This window comes from Caulobacter sp. AVps18, assembly GCF_058681425.1.
In genome coordinates this window covers 1,774,864-1,795,445 of the sequence record NZ_CM178737.1, presented here as the reverse complement: position 1 = coordinate 1,795,445, position 20,582 = coordinate 1,774,864, and the positions used below count along the sequence as shown (strand labels likewise).

The following is a 20,582-nucleotide window of genomic DNA, read 5'->3' as shown; positions in this document are numbered from 1 at the left end:
AGCCACGTGCAGGCGTCCTCAGCGCCCTCCAGCCCCACATGGAATCAGCTGAGGCGGCGAAAAATCCCCTAGCTTCAATCACTTACAGCGCACCTGACCGGCAGCCGTGACCGCCGACATCGAAGCCGGGTCCTGATTGCGGCCTCGAAGTCGCCGGCCGTCTCTCGACGGGTTCGCTCAGTGGTCGGAGGCTGTGGGCCGGCTGCCAAGCCAGAGGCAGATTGCCCCGCCAAGCGCCAGGATCGGCAGGAGCGCCAGCAGGACCTGACTGGATTGCTGACCGGCACCGAGGAGGACGGCCGCAAGGAGCGGGCCCGCTGCGGAACCCAGACGTCCCATCACAACCGCTGCGCCGACACCGGTGCCGCGCAGGCGGGTCGGATAGAAGCTCGGGGCCAAGCCGTAGACGATGGACTGCACCCCGGAGACGGTCGCGCCCAGCCCTGCCCCCACGATCAGGAATACAGCCAGGGAGGCCGGCGCGCCGGCCGCGACCGCCAGGGCGGCAGCCGAGGCGCTGAACACCATGAGGATGGTCAAGGGGCGGCGACGCGGGCTGTCCATCAGCCAGCCCGTAGCCACGCTGCCCACGGCCCCGGCCAGGTTAAAGACCATTTGCACCAGCCCGGCGTCGGGTCGGCTCAGGCCCTTGGCGATCAGCAGGGAGGGCAGCCAGCTGAGCAGCAGATACATGACCAGCAGGGCCACGAAGAACGCGAGCCAGAGAAGAAGGGTTGTCAAAGCGCGTCCGCCGCCCACGGCAGCTTCGACAAAGCCCGCCTTCTGGTCGACACCCTGTTCGCGCGGCGCTTTGGGCGAGTTCGGCAGCAGCGGAATGGCGACCGCCAGGGCCAGCAGGGGCCCGACCCCACCGACGTAGAAAATCATCCGCCAGTCGGATGGATCCGCACCGGCCAGGCTCACCAGGCTGGCGAGGGCGCCGCCGAAGGGCAGGCCCGCATACAGAACGCCGACGGCAAGGCTTCGCTGCCGGGGCGAAACGCTTTCGGCCACGATCGCGATCAGGTTGGGCAAGGCGCCGCCCAGGCCGACGCCGGTGAGGAACCGAGCGATAAGCAAGCTGTTGAGATCGGTCGCCAGGCCCGTTGCGATCGACAGCAGCCCGAACAACGCCACCGAGATCAGTAGCGTCGTCTTGCGTCCCAGAAGATCTGAAAGGCGTCCGCCGATGGCCGCGCCGAACATCAGGCCAAAGGTGCTGACGCTGAAAAACCAGCCCAGATCATCAGCCGAAAGGCCAAGATCGGGCTTAAGACGCGGCGCCGCCACGCCCGCCGACTGCAGATCGAAACCTTCGAAGATCGCCAGAAGGCAACAGACCGCAACAGCGGCCAATCGAAGGGGACTGCGAGTCTCTGCATCATTACGAAGGGTCACGGAGCCTCCCGGTGTTTCCTGCCGCACTCTCCGGTGCGATAATAGATACGTTGCATAACTATAAGCGGGTGTCGCTATTATTCCCGGCGCTTGCGCGAATCCCACATAAGGTGCGGAATAAAAACGGTGTGGGCGAAGCAGCGATGATCGACATTGTGGAAGACAAGGCCGACGCCACCCCGCTCTCGATGGGCGGACTGGAGACAACGGTGGGCTTCCTGCTGCGTCTGGCTCAGGTGGCGGTGTTCAAGGATCTGCTCGCCGCGCTCAAACCGTTCGATCTGCGGGTCACCGATCTTTCGGTTCTGATGGTCGTCGACGCGACGCCAGGCCTGCAGCAACACGTGATAGGCCGCGCACTGCGAATTCAGCGCCCCAATCTGGTGATCATTCTCGACCAGTTGCAGGCAAAAGGCCTCTTGCGCCGGGGCCCTGTGCCGGGTGACCGCCGATCCTATGCCGTTTCGCTGACCCCTGCAGGCGAGGCTTTGCTGCGGGAGGCCAAAATTGCTCACGCCGCACACGATCGTAAGGTCGTAGAAGCCCTGGGCGATCTGGATCAGGGCCGGATGCTGGCTGCCCTGGAGCGAATCGCCGCGATTTAAAGCGCGTTCCGAAAAGTGAGAACCGGTTTTCGGAATGAAACGCGCATAAAAACAAAAGACTAGCGCGGAGGCCGAAAGATTGCGCGGCTTCAGCCGGCAATCAAGCGCCAAGCCTATGATTCAGAACCATAGTGCACACGTCATGTGAATTCACATGACGCTGGAAGGCTCCCCCCCCCCCTACTCCGCCGCCAGCGCCTCGGCCTCGCGGGCCTTCAGTTCCGCTGCGCGCTGTTCCACCAGTTCGACGATATGGTCGATCATGCCGTCATTGGACTGCTTGTGGTCGGGCTTGCCGGCCATATAGACCATGCCCGAGCCCGCGCCGCCGCCGGTGAAACCCAGGTCGGTCATCAGGGCCTCACCGGGACCATTGACCACGCAGCCGATGATCGACAGCGACATCGGCTGGCTGATGTGGGCCAGGCGTTCTTCCAGGGCCTCTACCGTCTTGATGACGTTGAAGCCCTGACGGGCGCAGGAGGGGCAGGCGATGATGTTGACGCCACGGTGGCGCAGGCCCAGCGACTTGAGGATATCGAAGCCGACCTTGATCTCTTCCACCGGATCGGCGGCCAGGGACACACGGATGGTGTCGCCGATGCCGGCCCACAGCATTGAGCCGATGCCGATCGACGATTTGACCGTGCCGGTGCGCAGGGCCCCGGCCTCGGTGACGCCCAGGTGCAAGGGGCAGTCGATGCGCTCGGCCAGCTGATAATAGGCCGCCACCGTCATGAACGGGTCGGACGCCTTAACGCTGATCTTGAACTCGTGGAAGTCGTGGTCCTGCAGGATGCGGGCGTGGTTGAGCGCGCTCTCGACCATGGCGTCGGGGCAGGGCTCGCCGTATTTTTCGAGCAGTTCGCGCTCCAGTGAGCCGGCATTGACGCCGATCCGCATCGAGCAGCCGTGATCGCGGGCCGCCTGGATGACGTCACGCACGCGGTCGGGCGAACCGATATTGCCCGGATTGATCCGCAGGCAGGCCGCGCCGTTTTGCGCCGCCTCGATGCCGCGCTTGTAGTGAAAGTGGATGTCGGCCACCAGCGGCACACGGCTCTCGCGGGCGATGGTCTTGAAGGCCGCCGTGCTGTCGGTATCAGGGCAGCTGACCCGCACGATATCGGCGCCGGCCTCTTCCAGCTGGCGGATCTGCTCCAGCGTCGCGGCGGCGTCGCTGGTCAGCGTATTGGTCATCGACTGGACGGTGATGGGCGCGTCGCCCCCGACCTCGACGGAGCCGACGCGGATCTTGCGCGACTTGCGACGCTCGATCGCGCGCCAGGGACGGACGTGGGTGTGATCTGCAGCCATGACGACAATCTAGGACTTTTGCGGGCGGAACCCAAGGCCGCGATTGGCTCTATCCCACAGGCTTGACCAGCAGCTTGCCCAGCGCCGTCTGGGAGGCGGTGAGGCGGCCGGTCAGCACACCGCCGGTATAGACGTCAAACAGCGTCGGGTCGGACACATCGGCGGTCAGGCCGGCCGAGCGGGGCGCACGGAAGGCCTCGCCCGCCGCCATCCAGCGGCTGAAATAGATCGAGCCGTCAGCGCCGCGCACCGTCAGCGAGGCCGGCTTTCGCGCCAGCAGGATCAGGCCCGAACTGTCGGCAGCGGCCGCGCCGTGAATGACACCCCGCGACTTGAACGGACTGCCCAGAGCGGCGACATGGGCGGCGTCGATCACCCCGCCTGACTCGGCCAGGGCCGTAGCGCGGGCCTTGGAGGCAGCCGAGGCGGCGTCGGCCGAACCGCCGTTGGCGGCGGCATCGTCCAGGCCAGGGGTCTTGTAGGGTTCGGGCGTCGTGCTTTCGACCGGGGCCGGCAGGGGCGCGCCCAGCGACACCGAGCCATTGCCACTGCCCGAGCCTGCAGGCGCGCGGGGTGCCGTCTGGGCCACCTGAGCGGAAGGCGTGTCCTTGGACATGGCCCGCTGGGCCACGTTCCACAGGCCGATGGCGCCCACCACCAGCAGGCCGCCCACCAGGATCAGGCCCATGCGCGGGTCGCTCTGGCTGCGCACGCCTATGGGTGCCCGTAGCGGTTCGCTGTCGTCGGGAACATCGTTCTTGAAGCGACTGACAGCGGCTTCGCCATCCAGTCCCAGCAGATTGGCGTAGGCCCGGACATAGCCGATCATGAACGGCCGCGACGGCAGCTCGTCGAGCCGCAGGTCTTCGAGACCCTCAATATAGCTTTGGCGGATGCGGGTGGCGTCGGCCACGTCCCGGGTGGTCATGCCGCGGAACAGGCGGGCGGCGCGCAGCGCAGCGCCGATATCGACACCCTCGTCGACCGACGGCTGGCCCATGGCGACGAACCCCTCGTCGCGATCGGCGTCGGAGACCAGATTCAGATGCCTCACACTGCCCGTGTCCAGCGGCATGGCGGCCACATCACCCCAAAATAAATGCGGTGCGCGAGCCCAACGCCCCACCCCCACTTCGTCCTGCACGAAGGCCTTAACAGTCCTGTGTGGATATCAAACTAAGTTACGGTATTCAATGCACTAAACTGCCCAGCATGGTTAACTGCCTGCAAATCAGACAGCGACGTAGAGCTTGCGCGCAAGGGTTTCAATCTCACCACGGAGCGAACCGCCCGACCCCTTGAGCAGGGCCTCGACATTGCGGCGGGCGGCCTCGCGGTCGCAGGACAGCACCATCTGCTTGACCGGGCCGATGCCGGCCGGCGGCATGGACAGCCGGTCAAAGCCCAGGGCCACCAGGGCGAAGGCTTCCAGCGGCCGCCCCGCCATCTCTCCGCAGACGGACACCGGCGTACCGGTGTCGGCGCAGGCCTGCTGGATGGTCTTGAGCGCCCGCAGCGCGGCCGGCGACAGGGTGTCATAGCGGTCGGCCATGCGCGGATTGCCCCGATCGGCTGCGAACAGGTACTGCATCAGGTCATTGGTGCCGACCGAGACGAAATCAGTCATCGGCAGCAGGGCATCCAGGTGCCAAAGCAACGACGGTGCCTCGATCATCGCCCCGACATCGAGGCGCGCAGGGGCCGGTCGGCCGCGCTTCAGCGCCCAGGCCACTTCCTGATCGACAAAGGCGCGGGCGGCGCGGAACTCGTCGACGCTGGCCACCAGCGGGAACATGATCCTCAGGGCCCGGCCGTTGGCGGCCTTGATCAGGGCGCGGATCTGCATGCGCAGCAGGGCGGGCCGGTCCAGGCCCATGCGGATGGCGCGCCAGCCCAGGGCCGGATTGTCCTCGCGCTCCATCTCCATATAGGGCAGCAGCTTGTCGCCCCCCAGATCCAGGGTGCGGAAGGTGACCGGCATGCCGTTGGCGGCTTCCAGCACCTTTTCATAGAGCGCGGTCTGGGCCTCCAGCCGGGGCATTTCCTCGGCGACCATGAACTGGAACTCGGTGCGGAACAGGCCGATGCCCTCAGCCCCGGTCTCGCCCAGGATATCCAGATCGACGGCCAGGCCGGCGTTCATCAGCAGGGTGATCTTGTCGCCGTCCTTGGTGAAGGCAGGCGTATCGCGCAGGCGGGCGAACTCGGCCTTGCGCTGGGCGCGCACTTCCATCCGGGCCCGCAGGGACTTGACCACGTCCGGACGTGGACGAAGCCAGGCCTCGGCGGTCTCGGCGTCGACCACCACCGGGTCACCCTCGCTGACCCGGTCACGCAGGCCGGCCAGGCGACCCACGCACGGAATATCCAGCGCCCGGGCCACGATCCCGGCGTGGCTGGCCGCAGAGCCCTCCTCCAGCAGGATGCCCTTCAGCTTGGTGCGGTCATATTCCAGCAGGTCGGCGGGACCGAGGTTGCGGGCGATCAGGATGGCGTCGTCGGGCAGTTTGCGCACCGCATGGACGTCACCTGAAAGGTGGCGCAGCAGGCGGTCATTGAGGTCTTCCAGGTCGTGCAGCCGCTCGCGCAGATAGGGATCGCGAGCCTGGCCCAGACGGGCGCGATGCTCCGAGCGCACCCGCTCCACCGCCGCCTCGGCGGTCAGGCCCGAGCGCACGGCCTCTTCCAGGCCCCGGTTCCAACCCCTGTCGTGGGCGAACAGGCGATAGGTGTCGAGCACCTCGTAGGACGCGCCCACCAGCCCGCCCTGCCCTTCCAGCATCTCGTCGATCTGGCTCTGCAGGGCGCTGACGGCCGCCTTCAGGCGAATTTCCTCGGCGGCGGAGTCGTCGGACAGCAGTTGCTCGGGGGCCACCGGCTGTTCGTGCAGCACCGCCACGCCATAGGCCAGCCCCTCGGCGAACCGCGCGCCCTTCAGCCGCTCGGGCTTGTGGGGCGCGATCTCGACGTCCTTCAGTTCGCCCTGGCCCAGCAGTTCGCTGGAACTGACCATCTCGGCCAGCACCATGGCAATGATCTGAAGGTCTTCGACCTCTTCCTCGCCATAGACCCGCTCGGTGCGGTTCTGGACCACCAGCACCCCGATCGAGCGCCCGCCGCGCAGCAGCGGCACGGCCAGGAAGGCGTGATAGGGGTCTTCACCGGTTTCCGGACGATAGGCGAAGGCGGGATGGTTGGGCGCGTCCGACAGGTTCAGCGGCCGGCCGATCCGCATGGTCTCGCCGACCAGGCCCTCGCCGGGCTTGAGCCGGGTGACGTGGACGGCTTCGGGGGCCAGGCCCTCGGTGGCGAACAGTTCAAGATCGTTGGAGGCGCGGCGCAGATAGATCGAGCACACCTCGGCGACCATCGAGATGGCGATGGTGCGCACCACCATGTCGAGCTTGCCCTGGGCGGGGCCTGCCCCAGCCATGGCCTCGCGAATCTGCCGAAGCAGACTGCGGGGTCCTCGAACGGCGATGCCGGATGTCACCATGACGTCCTTGCGCTCTCATTATGGTCCGAAGCGGTAAAGCCCGACTCAAACCCGCAGGGGTTAAGAAGCCGCTTCGCCCCTCAAGGGCGCTATAGCAGATTTCGCGCAGCGCACAGCGCCTGGTGCCGCCTGACGCGAAGATTGTCTCGCCCCAGACACGAAAAAAGACGCTGCTCCCCAACAGGAAGCAGCGCCAGTCTTCGTCGCGTCGGCCCGGGATCAGGACCTAGCGGCGATAGTCGCGGTCATCACGCCGGTCGCGGTCGTAGCGAGCCTCGCGGCGGTCGCGGTCGCGGCTGTAGTCGTGGTCCCGGTCGCGGCGATAATCGTCGCGGCGATAGGTGTCCCGGCGCTGGTCGCCGTAGCTGTCGCGGACCTGATAGCCGTTGCTGTAGCCATTGCTGTAGCCGCGGTAGTCGGGGCGGCTCTGATAGCCGTAGCCATGGCGCTGGTCGCGGTTGTCGCGAGCGCTGGAGGCACCGATGGCCGCGCCGGCCACCGCACCGACCGCGATGGCGCCCCTGTCGCCGTCACCCAGGGCCGCGCCGGCCAGGCCGCCGATCACGGCACCCAGTATGGCCTTGTTGGTCTTCTCGCCGGCCAGGGCGCCCGAGGCGGGAACGATCATGGCGGCCGCAACGGCGCCGGCGATCAGGGTCTTGGTCAGGGTCTTCATGGCGGTTCTCCTTGCGAGAAGCGTCGCCAGATCCGGGAGATGTCCGGTGCGGCGCTGTTGATCTCCGTTTTAGGGACCAGCGCTTGAACCCGATCTGAACGGGGGTGTTCAGGTTCCGGTCATGTTGGTGGGAAGGCATGGCAAGGCTTGACGGACAATCTCGCCGCAACCCAAGTGGCGATGTTGGTGCAGGGATGGAGTAGCCGCGTGACACCCGGACTGGCTGTAGCGAAGAAAGTGATGACGCTGCCGCCATTGATCCTCACTATCCTTATTGTTGGCCCCAGCATTCTCCCGACCGCCATCCGGGTCGCAATCAGCGCGCCGCAATCCGTTCAGGAGGTGATGTGGCTGGGATGGCTGAGCTTCTCGATCACCGTCGGATGGATGTGGTCGATATATCGGGTCTCAGCAGCGGCCACGAACGATCAGGTCCGCCCGGCATGGATCGAGTGGACTTTCGCCGCTCCTCCCCTGCTTTCGGCATACGGAGCGCTTTCTGTCTATCCGTCCGGAAACATGCTCCTGGCTGTCCTACTGCTCGTAACCGTTGTTTTTTGCCTCTACCAAACAGCCAGTGCGCTGGAAGCCGCCGATCCCGGCCCCACGCCCGCTTCATCGGGCAAGATCCTGGGTACGGCTTTGCTATGTTTTTATCCGCCGGTTGGCGTGTGGTGGCTCCGGCAGCGCCTGCTGCGGGTTGCGGCCAGAACTGGCTGATCAGCCCACAACCGCCACCGCCCTCGGCCGGTGCAGCGACACCGACCACAGCACCCCGGCCAGCATCAGGGCGATGGCCAATCCCTCCAACGGGCGCGGCCAGCGGCCTTCGTGCAGGAAGCCGTAGAGCAGGGCAAACAGGGTCTCGAACACGATCAACTGGCCCGACAGGCTGAGCGGCAAGAGTTTGCTGGCCGCGTTCCACAGGCCGTTGCCGATCACCGAGGCGCCCAGGGCCACCGCCAGGCTGACGCCCCAGAACAGGCCCCAGGCCGCCGGCAGATGGGCTGCGCCGGGCAGCAGGAAGGCCGGGATCACCAGGGCCAGCGACAGGCCGCCGGTGACCACCCCGGTCAGCAGTGACCACTCATGGCTGTTGAAAGTCGTCGTCACCGCCAGCCGTCGGGCATTCCAGACGGCGTAGAGCGTCCACACCGCCAGGGCCAGCACCGCCCCCAGCACGCCCAGGATCAGGCGCGGCGCGGGCGCCCCCTCCCCGCTGCGGAACACGTCCACATTGATGCAGACCACCCCGGCCGCCAGCAGGGCCAGGGGCGCCGCCAGCCGGCGTAGCGGCACGCCTTCACCGGGTCTGGCCCCGACCAGGGTGACCGTGACCGGCAGCAGGCCGATAATCAGCGAGGCCGCCGCAACCCCGGCGTTCTGCACCGCCACGGCCAGGCCGACATAATAGATCAGGTTGCCCAGCAGGCTCAGCAGGGCCAGGTCGCGCCAGTCCCTGCCCGTCATCCGGCCGAACACCGCCCGCGCCGTGGGGGCCAGCAGCACCAGCGAAGCCAGGCCATAGGCGACATAGCGCCCGGCGGTCATCTGCAGCGGGGTGAAGGCCTCCAGCAGCAAAGGCGCCAGAAATACCCCGCCCCAGAACGCCCCGGCGATCAGGCCACACAGCAGGCCGAGGACAAGGTTGCGGGGGTTGGTCATGCAGGCGAATTAGCAGGCGGTACAAGGCTTGGCTTGGCCAAAGCGTGTAAAGAGGCCGCCACGCCGGGGGCTGCCCGCCTCCCCGCCAGCACCCGCCACCGGTTTACTCAGACTGGCCAGGCTCTAAACTCGCCCGACAGGACGCGAGGGATATTGATGCCGAAGTTTGCCTTGAGCCGCTGGCTGCTGCGGGTGTGTGCGCCGCTGGCCGTGCTGGGCTGGAGCGCCCAGGCCCTCGCCGCCTGCCCGGTGGGCGCGCCGGGTGTCACCGCGCGGGTCGAAATCGGCCAGGCGGGTCGCCCCCTGCTGCTGCATCGCCCGGCCTCGGCGGACCCGGCCTCACCTGCCCCGCTGCTGATCCTGCTGCACGGCAGCGGCGGCACCGGGGCCCAGATGCTGGCGGCGTCGAAGCTGGAGGCCACCGCCGACCGCGCGGGCTTCATCGTCATTGCGCCAGACGCGGCTATCGCCGCCCGCTCAGGCTTTGCCTGGAACATTCCCGGCGTGCCGACCGTAACGGGCAAGATCCCTGACGCCTCGGACGCCGATGACGTGGCCTATCTGGCAAAAGTGGTCGACAGCCTCGCCGCCGACGGCTGCGTCGACCGCGCCCGGGTCTATGTCACGGGGTTGTCGGGCGGAGGCCGCATGGCCTCGTGGCTGGGCTGCGTCGAGGCCGGCCGCTACGCCGCCATCGCCCCGGTGGTGGGGCTGAGGGCCGGCAATCCGAAAGCAGACAATCCGCAAGAGCCCGATCCGGCCACCTGCACGCCGTCACGGCCCATGCCGGTCATCGCCTTTGCCGGCGACAACGACACGACCAATCCCACCCAAGGCGGGGGCGCGGGCTACTGGCAGTATACGATGCACGCCGCCGAGCAGCGCTGGGCCGCCCTGAACGGCTGCCAGACCGCCCCGACCACCGCCTGGGTCTCACCCGGCGTCTATGAAGAGCGCTATACCGGCTGCAGGGGCGAGGCCGACGTGGTGGGCCGCATGACGGTCGGCGGCACCCACACCTGGCTGGCCGACAATGACGCCCTCTGGGCCTTCGTGTCGCGGTATCGGCGGGAGTAGCCCCCCTAGCCGTGCCCCGGCATCGCCAGGGGTTCGTCGGCGTCCTGCACCAGGCGTCGGGCCTGTTCGAGGGCGGCGTCGATGTCGGCCTCGATGAACTCGACCTCAAGGTCGGTCAGCGGGTGCGGCGCGGCGATGGTTTCGCGCAGATAGACCCGCTTTTCCAGTTCGCTCATGGTCCACCAGCCGACCGTGTGACCTTCCTCGATCACCGCGTCGCCCATGGCCAGCAGGTCGTCGGTATCAAAGATCGGCTGGCCGGGCTTTTCCGGGAACCACTGGCCGTCGTCGGGCAGGGCCTGGTCGAGCCGCTTGAGCAGGGCCGCCAGCCACGGACTAACCAGCAGCGGCTTTTCATAGCCGTCACCGAACTTGGCGCGCAGCAGCAGGTCGTAGAGCAGCTCCAGGCCCTCATCGCCCTCGAAGGTGACGGTCTTGGCGGCGGGGTCGAACTTGAAGACGTCAGGCATGGGGGTCTCGTGGTCAGGCTGACCGAGTGTTAGCGTGACTCGATGACGTTTCGAGCCAAGGCCGTCAACTGCCGGACGCCCCCTCCGTCACGCCGCTTCGCGCCGCGCCACCTCCCCCGCACGCTTCGCTACGGGGCAGGAGAAGAACAGCTTCACCGTCCTGCCCCGCTTGCGGGGGAGGTGGCGCGCTGCGAATACGCAGCGTGACGGAGGGGGCGTCCGCGCGTCGGTGCTTACAGCTGGTCCAGCCCATACACCGCGTGCAGGGCGCGCACGGCCAGTTCGGTATAGGCCGCGTCGATCAGGACGCTGATCTTGATCTCCGAGGTCGAGATGACCTGGATGTTGATGTTCTTTTCGGCCAGGGCCTGGAACATCGACTGGGCGACGCCGGCGTGGCTCCGCATGCCCACCCCGATCACCGAGACCTTCGAGACATCCTCGTCGATGGCCACGGCCTCGAAGCCGATCTCTTTCTGGGCGGCAGTGACGATCTCGACGGCGCGCTGGGCGTCGCGCTTGCCGACCGTGAACTCCATGTTGGCGGTGTCGGCGCTGCGGGCGCGCGACTGCACGATCATGTCGACATTCACATTGGCGTCGGCGAGGCGGCCGAAGATCTGCGAGGAAACGCCCGGATGGTCGGGCAGGCCCAGCAGGGTGATCTTGGCCTCGTCGCGGCTATAGGCGACGCCCGAGACGATGCGCTTTTCCATGATTTCTTCCTCGTCGCAGACGATCGTACCTTGTCCGGGCGCTTCACCCGGCTCGACGAAACTCGACAGCACCCGCACGGGGACGCGATGGGCCATGGCCATCTCGACCGAGCGGGTCTGCAGCACCTTGGCCCCCAGCGAGGCCATTTCCAGCATTTCTTCGTATGAGATCTTGGCCAGGCGGCGGGCCTTGCGCTCGATCCGGGGGTCGGTCGTGTAGACGCCGTCCACGTCGGTATAGATGTCGCACGAGCCCTTGACGGCCGCCGCGATGGCTACGGCGCTGGTGTCCGAACCGCCCCGGCCAAGCGTGGTGATGCGGCCGCCGGCGGTGACGCCCTGGAAGCCGGCGATCACGGCGATCTGGCCGGCCGCGAAACAGGCTTCCAGATTGGCTGCGGGAATATCTTCGATGCGAGCGCGGCCATGGGCCTCATCGGTGATGATCGGCACCTGCCAGCCCAGGAACGAGCGCGCGTTCAGGCCCATGTGGCGCAGGGTCATGGCCAGCAGGCCGGCGGTGACCTGCTCGCCCGACGCGACGATGGCGTCGTATTCGTCGTCCGACTCGGGCAGGCCCGGCGCGGCGCGGCCGGCACCGTCAGTCCAGGCGACCAGCTCATTGGTCTTGCCCGACATGGCCGAGACCACGACAGCCACCGACTTGCCGGTCGCGACCTCGGCGGCGACCAGACGGCCCACCCGCGCGATGCGCTCCAGATCGGCCACGGAGGTGCCGCCGAACTTCATCACCAGACGAGACACGTCTTCAAACCCTCAAGCGATAGCGGTTTTTTCTTGCGCCCACCCGACTGGATCACTCCCCGTCGCGCAAGCCCCGGCCTTCTAGCGGCGCAATGGCGCAACGGCAATGTCGCGCTGCTGTCTTTTTTCGGATGCGACGCCGCGAGGCGCCCGGCGTGATATAGTGGCGACATGAGCCAAGCCGCCTCACCCGACACCGCCCCGCCCGCCTCCTGGTCCATCGACCCCGCCGACGTGGCGCGGTTCTCGGCCATCGCCGCCGAGTGGTGGGACCCCAAGGGCAAGTTCGCGCCGCTGCACGTGTTCAACCCCTGCCGGCTGGCCTTCATCCGCGAGCAGGCGCTGGACCGGTTCGACCGCGACAACAATGCGCGCGCGCCGTTCGAAGGGCTCACCCTGCTCGACATCGGCTGCGGCGGCGGCCTGCTCAGCGAACCGATGGCCCGACTGGGTTTTGACGTGACCGCCATCGACGCCTCGGAAAAGAACATCAAGACCGCCGCCACCCACGCGTCCGAGCAGGGTCTGGAGATAACCTACCGCCCCGCCACGGCCGAACAGCTGCTGGCCGAGGGCGCCGGGCCGTTCGACGTGGTCCTGACCATGGAGGTCATCGAACACGTCGCCGATCCGGGGCAGTTTCTGCGCACCTGTTCGCAGTTGCTGAAACCCGGTGGCCTGATGATCGTGGCCACCCTCAATCGCACGCTCAAGGCCCTGGCCCTGGCCAAGATCGGTGCCGAATATGTGCTGCGTTGGGTGCCGGCCGGCACCCACGACTGGAAGCAGTTCCTGAAGCCCGAAGAGCTGCGCGCCTTCCTGGCCGGTGAGCCGGTGCAGATGCACGGCCCGTTCGGCGTGACCTACAATCCCCTGACCGGCCGCTGGAGCCGCTCGGCCGACAGCGACATCAACTACATGATGACCGTAACGCGGGACTGAGCTACCTTGGGTTGTCGAAGGCCGAAGGCGACCTATGCTCATCACCCTGCTCCTGGCCTTGGCCACGCTGGCCCGGCCGCCGTTCGCCGGTGACTTCGACCACGATGGACGACCGGATATCGCGACGTTTCGGCAGTCCCCGAATGGCGTGGTGCTGAGCATCAAGCGCGGGGTGAAGCCGGATACACCGGTTCTACTGCCCCTCCGATTGGACAAGGTACCCGACTATCTGGCGGTCGTGGACAAGCCCGGCCGCTACAAGACGGCTTGCGGCAAGGGCTATTACGGCCCGGAAAGCGGGAAATGCACGCGCAACGATGTCGATCTGGCGAAAGGTGATCTGCTGTTCGGCTTTGAAGAGTCATCGGGAGCGGCGGTCCTGTGGACGGGTACCAAGTTCCAGGTCGAGTGGCTGAGCGACTGAGCCCCGCCAAGGAACCTGCGCCGTCCCGGGGGCTTATGCTCACCACAGGGACACTGTGCAGGATTGGCGGCCCGTCGGGGCAAGGACGTCGATCCGTTCCACGAACGGAGAGATTCCATGACCAGCAAGACCACCGCCATCCTGATGGCCGCCAGCGTCGTCTGCGGTGCCGCCGCGCCCGCCTTCGCCCAAACTCCCGCCGCCCAGGCCACCTACCAGGACCGCCTGGAAACCTACCGCGACCAGCGCGCCACCTATAACGGTCAGGTCGCCGACTACAGCGCGCAGCAGCGGGCCTATGAGGCCGACCTCGCTCAGTACGAGCAGGCCCGCCGCGACTATGACCGCCGCTACGGGGCCGGGGCCTATGACCGTCGCTATCCCGAATATGCGACGCGGTTCACGCAAGGCCCCTATCGCGCCGAGTCGGCCGCCTTCCAGCGCGCCCGCCAGACCTATGAGCGCAATCGCCGCACCTATGACCGGCGTCGCGGCGAGGGGGCCTATGACCGCCGCAACCCGCAGACCGCCGCACGCTTCCGGATCGACAACACCTATGCCGCCCAGCGGGTACAGTGGGAACGCGACCGCGCCGACTATGAGCGGGCTCGCACCGACTATGACCGTCGCTACGGCGGCGGTGCCTATGACCGGCGCAATCCGCAATATGCCGGGCGCTTTGGCGCGCCCTATGCCGGCGGCGTCAACAGCGGCAATGTCGCCCATACCAGCGACCCGTGCCGCCAGGACGCCAAGAAAAACGCCCTGATCGGCGGCGTGATCGGGGCCCTGGCCGGCGGGGTGGTCGGCTCCAACGCCGCTGCCCGTAACGCCAGGCCCGAAGGCACCGTACTGGGCGCCCTGGTCGGGGCCGGCATCGGCGCGGCGGTGGGCAATTCAACCGCGAAATCCAAATGCGACACACGCGGCGCTTACTGGACCTATGACGAAACCGAAGCTTACCGCGACGGCCGCGCTGACGGCCGCACCTACAGCGCCCGCGAAGAGCGATGCCGCCTGGCCCCGGCCCCGACCGAATATAACGGCCGCACCGAAACCCGTTACGTTCGCGTCTGCCCCGATGCCGAAGGCCGGTTCCGGATCGAGGGCTGATCGGGCCCCGAGCGGAACCGACCAGACACCTCAAGCCGACTGTTAAACCTGACGCGAACCAACGGCCGCCAAGGGCGTTACTGCGTCAGGGACATCCACAAAATCTACAAGGAGCACGCCATGCGCGCCCACACCAAAGCCATCCTCATCGCCCTCACCCTGGGTTTCACCGCCTCGACCGTGGCCGTCAGCGCCGCAGAGGCGCAACCGCGCGGCGAACGCTATCGCATCAAGGTCTGTGAAAAGACCAAGGGCAAGAAGGGCACGGTCATCGGCGGTCTGACCGGCGGCACGCTGGGCGCCGCCGTCGCCGGCAATGGCGCCAAGACCGAAGGCGCCATCCTGGGCGGCGTGGTCGGCGCGGTGGCCGGCAACCAGATCGCCAAGAAGAAGAAGTGCCACTACGAGTACCGCTATCGCCGCTAGGGCGTTTCCCGATAAGTGTGAAACGGTTATCGGATCGAAAAACGCTCTAAACTTCTGATTTAGAGCCCTTTTCGTCCGACCCTGATGAAGCCATCAGGTCGGAAAGGGCTCTAAGCCATAGCCGGAATCGACGTCAGAGCGCCCCGGTGAAAGCCGGGGCGCTTTGCGTTTGGGGGCCAGCGCATTGCCTCGTGCGCCTTGCCCCCTCTAGCCCTGCGGCTCCGCCCGCAGCACCACGCTCGACGCCTTCAGGCCCGGCGCGGCGGCGGTGATCCGCAGCTCGCCGGCCTGGCCGCGACGGGTGCGGACAATGGCCTGGGCCAGACCGTTGAAGGCCTTGCGCTGGCTGGCGACGTCGGACTCGTGGCTGGTGGGGTTGCCATTGCCGACGCCGATCACCTGTCCCGGTCCGGCGACCTCGAACGAAATGAGGCTGTCGGCGCGCGGAACCGGGCGGCCCTTGGCGTCCAGAACCTCGACCTTGAGGATCGCCACGTCCTGGCCGTCGGCTTTCAGCTCCGGGCGCGCGGCAGTCAGGCGCAGGGCGGCGGCGGGACCGGCGGTTTCGCGCCGCGCCCGCAGGATGACCTTGCCGTTTTTGAAGCCATGGGCCTCGATCACACCCGGCGCATAGGGCACCGACCACTCGACGTGATGATTGCGCACCACCGCCCGAACGCCCTGGCTCTTGCCGTTCAGGAAGAGCTCGACCTTGTCGCAGTTGCTGTGGGCCCAGACGCTGATCGGCTGGCCCTCGCGGCCTTCCCAGTTCCAGTGCGGCAGCAGGTGCAGCAGCGGCTCTGACCGCCACCAGGCGCGGTAGTAATAGTAGTTGTCCTTCGGGAAGCCGCAGGTGTCGAGCGCGCCGAAGTGCGAGCTGATGCTGGGCCAGCGGTTGAACGGTGTGGGTTCGCCGCGATAGTCAAAGCCCGTCCAGATGAAGCCGCCGGCCATCCAGGGGCGGTCAGCCGCGTGGCTCCACCACTTCTCGGCCGTGGTCGCCCACCAGGGGTGATCGGTGTCATAGGCCGGGACATAGCTCCTGGCCTCATCGCGAGCATATTCGCCGCGCGTGGTCACCACGCTGCCGCTCTCGCTGCCGATGATCGGCAGCTTGGGGAAGCGGGCGTGGAAGTCGTCCATCTTCTCGTGGCGATAGTTGAAGCCGATGACATCCAGCGCCTCAGTGATGCCTTCGCCGAAGCCGGAGTCGAGGGCGGCGGTGACCCCGCGCGTAGGGTCCAGGCGATTGACCAGCCGCTTCATGGTGTTGGCGACGCGGGCACCGCGCGCCGTGCCCTGCTGGGGCTCCTCGTTGCCGATCGACCAGAGGATTACCGAGGGGTGGTTGCGGTCGCGGCGCACCAGCCGTTCCAGCTCGTCCATCGAGGTCGGGTCGCTGGACATCCGCCGGGTCTCGTCGATCACGACCATGCCCAACCGGTCGCAGGCCTCAAGCAGCTCGACCGTCGGCGGATTGTGCGAGGCGCGATAGGCGTTGCAGCCCATGGCCTTCAGCTGCTCCAGCCGCCAGACCTGCAAGGCGTCGGGAATGGCCGCGCCGACCCCGGCATGGTCCTGGTGGTTGCAGCTGCCCTTCAGCTTGACCGGCTTGTCATTGAGGAAAAAGCCCAGGTCCGGATCGAACCGTACCGCCCGCACGCCAAACCGCGTGACGAACCGGTCAACCACCGCCCCGCCGACCTTCACCTCGGTGACGAGGCTATAAAGGTGCGGGTTTTCCAGCGACCACAGGACCGGCGCGGCCAGGGTCACGGTCTGGGACAGGCTCTGGCGCTGCCAGGCCGGCAGGCGACCCGTGGCCGGCGCCACGGCCAGGACAGGCTTGCCCGCCGCGTCCAGCACTGTGTGACTCAGTTCAAACGCAGCCGGCGCGGCGCCCTCATTGACCAGATCAGTGTCGATCTCGACCGTGCCGTCGGTCCGGGCGCGGACGAAGACGCCCCACTGGGGCACATGGACCGGCGCGGTCTTGACCAGCCAGACGTGACGATAGAGGCCCGCCCCCTCATAGAACCAGCCCTCGCCCAGGCTGGCATCGACGCGGACGGCCAGGATGTTGTCGCCGCCGACATTGGCGATGTCGGTGATGTCGACGCGGAAGGGGCTATAGCCGCTGTCCTCGCGCTCGAGGATATAGCCGTTGACCATCACCGTCGTGTCGCGGAAGGCCCCGTCGAACGCGATGGACAGGCGCTTGCCGGCGTCGGCAGCCGGCAAGGCAAAGGTCTTGCGATACCAGCCGACGCTGGTGTCGGGGAACTCGCGGCCCAGCGGCTTGTAACCGTGGGCGGCGCGCAGGTCCTCGTCGTCGGGCTTGCCGCTGGGCTTGTAGTCGGGGTTGTTCACGAACGGCAGTTCGACGGCCCAGTCGTGCGGCAGGGTGACCGGCGCCCAGGCGCTATCATTGAAATCAGCCTGGGCGGCATCGGCGACACGCCAGTTGGCGGAAGTGGCCCCAGCCTTGGCAAAGGTGCGCTGATTGGCACCGAAGCCGAAGTCCCGGGCCGGGTCCTGGGCGTGGCCCAGCTTGAACTTCCAGTCGAAATCCAGAGAGAGGCGCTCGCGCGGGGCCAGGTCGATCACGGCCACGGATGCAGGCTGAGCCAGGGCTGACGGCGCATGGGCCAGGGCGGCGACGCCGGCCGTGGCGGCCAGGGCCTGACGACGATTGATCTCGACCATGGGGAAGCCTCTCACGACATCAAAAAAAAGGGGAGGAGACCACGCGGGCCCCCTCCCCGGCACAGGGATCTTCGGGAAGGAATGAAGGACTAGAACTTCACCGTCACGTCCATCAGGTAGCGACGGCCATAGACGTCGTAGCGGCCGATGCGGTCTGGCTTGTTGTCGCGGTACATGCGCAGGGCCTCATTGGTCAGGTTGTTGACCTGGAAGCGCACGCCGATGGTCTCGTTGATCTGCCAGGACGAGCTGAAGTCGAGGGTCTTCTCGGTCTCCAGGGTCTGCAGGTCTGCGCCGCTCCAGCCGTAAATCACGGTCATTGGGCTGTGGTACTTGTAGCCCAGGCGGGCTTCCACCGGACCGTTGGAGTACCACAGGTCCAGCGTCGCCGTGTGCTTGGCCAGACCCGTCATGTCGAGCGGGTTGTTGGCCGGCGAGAACTCCTTCAGGTCGGAGTCGACATAGGCGTAGTTCGAATAGATCCCGAACTTGCTGAGGATGCCCGGCGCGAAGAAGAACGGCGTCTGGAAGGCCAGTTCGACGCCCTGGATATAGCCCGAGCCGCCATTGGTCGGGCTGGAAACGGCATAGGTGGTGCCGCCAAACGCCACCGGGCTCTGCTTCCAGCCGATGTAGGAGTCGACGTCCTTGTAATAGTAGGACGCGGCGATCAGGGCTTCGGGACGGAAGTACCACTCAGCGGTCGCGTCGAACTGGATGGCCTTGAAGGGGTCCAGTTTCGGGTTACCGGCGCTGCCCGTGAAGGGTGCCCAGCTGGTCAGGGTGCGGCTGGCGCGCAGCTCGTCGAGCGGCGGACGTGCCACCACCTGGGCCAGGCCCAGACGAATGATGCGGCCTTCGTCGAAGTCGAACTTCACGTTCGCGCTGGGCAGGACGTCGGTATAGTCGTTTTCGACCGTCACGGCCGCCAGGGGGCTTGAGCCCGTGGCCTGCTGATAGCCGTCGCTGCTGGTCTTGGTGTGGACCACGCGGACACCGAAATTGCCGCTCATCCACGAACCCGCCAGGCCGTCCGAGGCGAAGTTCACCATGGCGTAGCCTTCAGCGACCTTCTCGTTGACGCTCCAGCGCTGGGCCAGTTCTTCGGTGGCGTTAGACGCCTTGAAGGCGTTGGCGCCATAGGCGATGGCGGCGATCTTGTCGAAGTCACCCGTCAGCACGGCCGGCGCGTTGACGCTGGACACCGTGTAGCTGGTGAACAGATTGCCCGGCACCGTCGCACCGCTCGGGGCGGTCGAGAAGCTGAAGCGGTCGTGGTCCTTGGTGCGGTCCGAGATCCGGCCACCGAACTTGAGGCTCTTGAGCGCGCCTTCACCCAGATCGCGACCCACATCGAAGGCCGCAGCCTTCAGTTCGTCATTCAGGTGCTCGGGACCGTCGTGCGAGCCCCACTGGTTGGCGAACTGGGCCAGGGTCGAAGAGGCCTGGCTGGTGGTGATGGTCGGGGTCTTGCCAGCGCGGGTGTCGAAGCGGGTCGAGCTGGGATAGGCCTCGACGCGCACGGCCTTCCAGGTGTTGCTACGCTCGGCCTTGGAGTAGGAGACGTCGCCAGTGACAGTCCAGAGGTCAGCCGTCCACTTGCCGTTCAGGCCGCCGACCAGCAGTTCCTTGTCTTCGGTATAGTGCGACAGCACCGTCGTCACCGAACTCCAGGGAATGGTCGCGGCAACGACCGAACCATCGACGATGGTGTAGGACGCGCCCGTGCCGTTGTAGTCGCCCCAGTTGCCGTTGTTCCAGTTGCCCCAGTTGTTGCGGCCCCAGACGGTCTGGTCCTGACGCTCGTCGATCTTGATCTTCGAGTAGAGCATGTCGCCCTTCAGCTCGAAGCGGTCGGTGGGCTTCCATTGCAGGCCGGTCGACAGGCCCGTGCGCTTCTGGTCGATGCGGCTGACCGACAGCTGCGCGCCCCAGGGGGTAGCGTCCAGCTTGCCGTCGCCGTTCAGATCGCCGGTGAAATCGCTGGCACCGGCCGGCGGGCGGGCCAGATGGTCGTTGTAGCCCCAGCCCGTGAACGACGGATAGCCGTTCTTCTGCTGCTGGCCGGTCAGGCCGATGACGATGGCCAGGTCATCATTGAACTTGTGCACCAACGAACCGCTGGCGCGATAGCCGACGCGGTCATAGTTGGGGATGTCCTCGCCGCCGTCATAATAGACCGGGCCGGCGCGGCCCACGAAGCTGGGCCCCTTGTAGTCCAGGGGGTCGATGGTCGAGATATTGATGCTGGCGGCCACGCCGCCGGCGATCAGGTCGGCCGATTGCGACTTGTAGACCTGCACGCCCGAAACGACTTCCGAGGGATAGATCTCCCAGCGCACATTGCGGTCCGGTTCCGTCGAGGCGACTTCGCGGTTGTTGATGGTGCCCAGCACCAGGCGCGCGCCCAGGCCGCGCACGACGGCCTGGCTGTCATTGCCCCTGTCGCGGGTGGCGTTGACGCCCGGCAGGCGGGCGATGGACTCGGCGATGGTCACATCGGGCAGAACGCCGATGTCCTTGGCAGAGATGGCCTCGACCACCTTGTCGGAACCCTGCTTCACGGCCAGGGCGTCGCGCAGGCTCTTGCGCACGCCGACGACGACGACTTCCTCGACCTGGGCCGAGTCGGCAGCCGGCGCGGTCTGGGCGTGAGCGCCGGTTGCGGCGATCAGGGTAAGGCCGCTGGCGGCGGCGAGCAGAATGGAATGACGAGTCATGGATTCCCCCAAGTACGGATGCGCGGCGACTCTTCGGACGCGGCTGCTTTGTGGTTTTTGCTGAAG

The 20,582-nt window shown here is 66.8% G+C and carries 17 protein-coding genes; 7 read left to right on the top strand and 10 right to left on the bottom strand.

Annotated features, from left to right (window positions below; all coding sequences use genetic code 11):
* Positions 1–177 precede the first annotated feature (177 nt).
* Positions 178–1,398, bottom strand: a complete 1,221-nt coding sequence (gene mhpT / locus ACW179_RS08425) for a 3-(3-hydroxy-phenyl)propionate transporter MhpT (protein WP_492063847.1) — start codon at positions 1,396–1,398, stop codon at positions 178–180.
* Between the two features lie 143 nt (positions 1,399–1,541).
* Here mhpT and ACW179_RS08420 point away from each other — a divergent pair, with 143 nt between their 5' ends.
* Positions 1,542–2,003 carry a MarR family winged helix-turn-helix transcriptional regulator gene (locus ACW179_RS08420; protein WP_492063846.1) on the top strand — a complete coding sequence of 154 codons (462 nt, stop codon included), beginning with the start codon at positions 1,542–1,544 and terminating at the stop codon, positions 2,001–2,003.
* A 180-nt stretch (positions 2,004–2,183) separates the two neighbouring features.
* Here ACW179_RS08420 and ispG read toward each other — a convergent pair whose 3' ends face one another.
* From ispG to ACW179_RS08400, 4 genes are all read right to left on the bottom strand, one after another.
* Positions 2,184–3,320: a flavodoxin-dependent (E)-4-hydroxy-3-methylbut-2-enyl-diphosphate synthase gene (gene ispG / locus ACW179_RS08415; RefSeq protein ID WP_492063845.1), complete on the bottom strand. Its 1,137-nt coding sequence runs from the start codon at positions 3,318–3,320 to the stop codon at positions 2,184–2,186.
* A gap of 49 nt (positions 3,321–3,369) precedes the next feature.
* A complete protein-coding gene (locus tag ACW179_RS08410; protein WP_492063844.1) occupies positions 3,370–4,395 on the bottom strand; it encodes a helix-turn-helix domain-containing protein in 1,026 nt (341 codons plus the stop codon).
* A 156-nt stretch (positions 4,396–4,551) separates the two neighbouring features.
* Complete coding sequence (gene ptsP / locus ACW179_RS08405; RefSeq protein WP_492063843.1) at positions 4,552–6,816, bottom strand: phosphoenolpyruvate--protein phosphotransferase; 2,265 nt, start codon at positions 6,814–6,816, stop codon at positions 4,552–4,554.
* Between the two features lie 226 nt (positions 6,817–7,042).
* Entirely contained in the window at positions 7,043–7,492 is a 450-nt protein-coding gene (locus ACW179_RS08400; protein ID WP_492063842.1) for a hypothetical protein, read from the bottom strand.
* A 147-nt stretch (positions 7,493–7,639) separates the two neighbouring features.
* Here ACW179_RS08400 and ACW179_RS08395 point away from each other — a divergent pair, with 147 nt between their 5' ends.
* Complete coding sequence (locus ACW179_RS08395) at positions 7,640–8,212, top strand: hypothetical protein (protein WP_492063841.1); 573 nt, start codon at positions 7,640–7,642, stop codon at positions 8,210–8,212.
* Here the strand turns inward: ACW179_RS08395 and ACW179_RS08390 are convergent, their stop codons facing one another.
* On the bottom strand, positions 8,213–9,157 hold the full coding sequence (locus ACW179_RS08390; protein WP_492063840.1) for a DMT family transporter: 945 nt from the start codon (positions 9,155–9,157) through the stop codon (positions 8,213–8,215).
* 156 nt (positions 9,158–9,313) lie between these two features.
* Here ACW179_RS08390 and ACW179_RS08385 point away from each other — a divergent pair, with 156 nt between their 5' ends.
* Positions 9,314–10,234, top strand: coding sequence for a CE1 family esterase (locus tag ACW179_RS08385; RefSeq protein WP_492063839.1), 921 nt, complete (start codon positions 9,314–9,316; stop codon positions 10,232–10,234).
* A gap of 5 nt (positions 10,235–10,239) precedes the next feature.
* On the opposite strand, the gene ACW179_RS08380 is transcribed toward ACW179_RS08385, so the two are convergent.
* The gene (locus tag ACW179_RS08380; RefSeq protein ID WP_492063838.1) at positions 10,240–10,704 is read right to left on the bottom strand and encodes a hypothetical protein; all 465 of its coding nucleotides are present in this window, start codon (positions 10,702–10,704) and stop codon (positions 10,240–10,242) included.
* 233 nt (positions 10,705–10,937) lie between these two features.
* Complete coding sequence (locus ACW179_RS08375) at positions 10,938–12,185, bottom strand: aspartate kinase (protein ID WP_492063837.1); 1,248 nt, start codon at positions 12,183–12,185, stop codon at positions 10,938–10,940.
* Between the two features lie 171 nt (positions 12,186–12,356).
* Between ACW179_RS08375 and ubiG the strand changes: the two genes are divergently transcribed.
* From ubiG to ACW179_RS08355, 4 genes are all read left to right on the top strand, one after another.
* Positions 12,357–13,127: a bifunctional 2-polyprenyl-6-hydroxyphenol methylase/3-demethylubiquinol 3-O-methyltransferase UbiG gene (gene ubiG, locus ACW179_RS08370; protein ID WP_492063836.1), complete on the top strand. Its 771-nt coding sequence runs from the start codon at positions 12,357–12,359 to the stop codon at positions 13,125–13,127.
* A 34-nt stretch (positions 13,128–13,161) separates the two neighbouring features.
* Positions 13,162–13,551: a hypothetical protein gene (locus tag ACW179_RS08365; RefSeq protein WP_492063835.1), complete on the top strand. Its 390-nt coding sequence runs from the start codon at positions 13,162–13,164 to the stop codon at positions 13,549–13,551.
* A 117-nt stretch (positions 13,552–13,668) separates the two neighbouring features.
* Entirely contained in the window at positions 13,669–14,664 is a 996-nt protein-coding gene (locus ACW179_RS08360; protein WP_492063834.1) for a glycine zipper 2TM domain-containing protein, read from the top strand.
* A gap of 120 nt (positions 14,665–14,784) precedes the next feature.
* The gene (locus ACW179_RS08355) at positions 14,785–15,090 is read left to right on the top strand and encodes a glycine zipper 2TM domain-containing protein (RefSeq protein ID WP_492063833.1); all 306 of its coding nucleotides are present in this window, start codon (positions 14,785–14,787) and stop codon (positions 15,088–15,090) included.
* A 207-nt stretch (positions 15,091–15,297) separates the two neighbouring features.
* Here ACW179_RS08355 and galA read toward each other — a convergent pair whose 3' ends face one another.
* Positions 15,298–17,796 carry a beta-galactosidase GalA gene (gene galA, locus ACW179_RS08350; protein ID WP_492063832.1) on the bottom strand — a complete coding sequence of 833 codons (2,499 nt, stop codon included), beginning with the start codon at positions 17,794–17,796 and terminating at the stop codon, positions 15,298–15,300.
* Between the two features lie 89 nt (positions 17,797–17,885).
* A complete protein-coding gene (locus ACW179_RS08345) occupies positions 17,886–20,516 on the bottom strand; it encodes a TonB-dependent receptor (RefSeq protein ID WP_492063831.1) in 2,631 nt (876 codons plus the stop codon).
* Between the last annotated feature and the right edge of the window lie 66 nt (positions 20,517–20,582).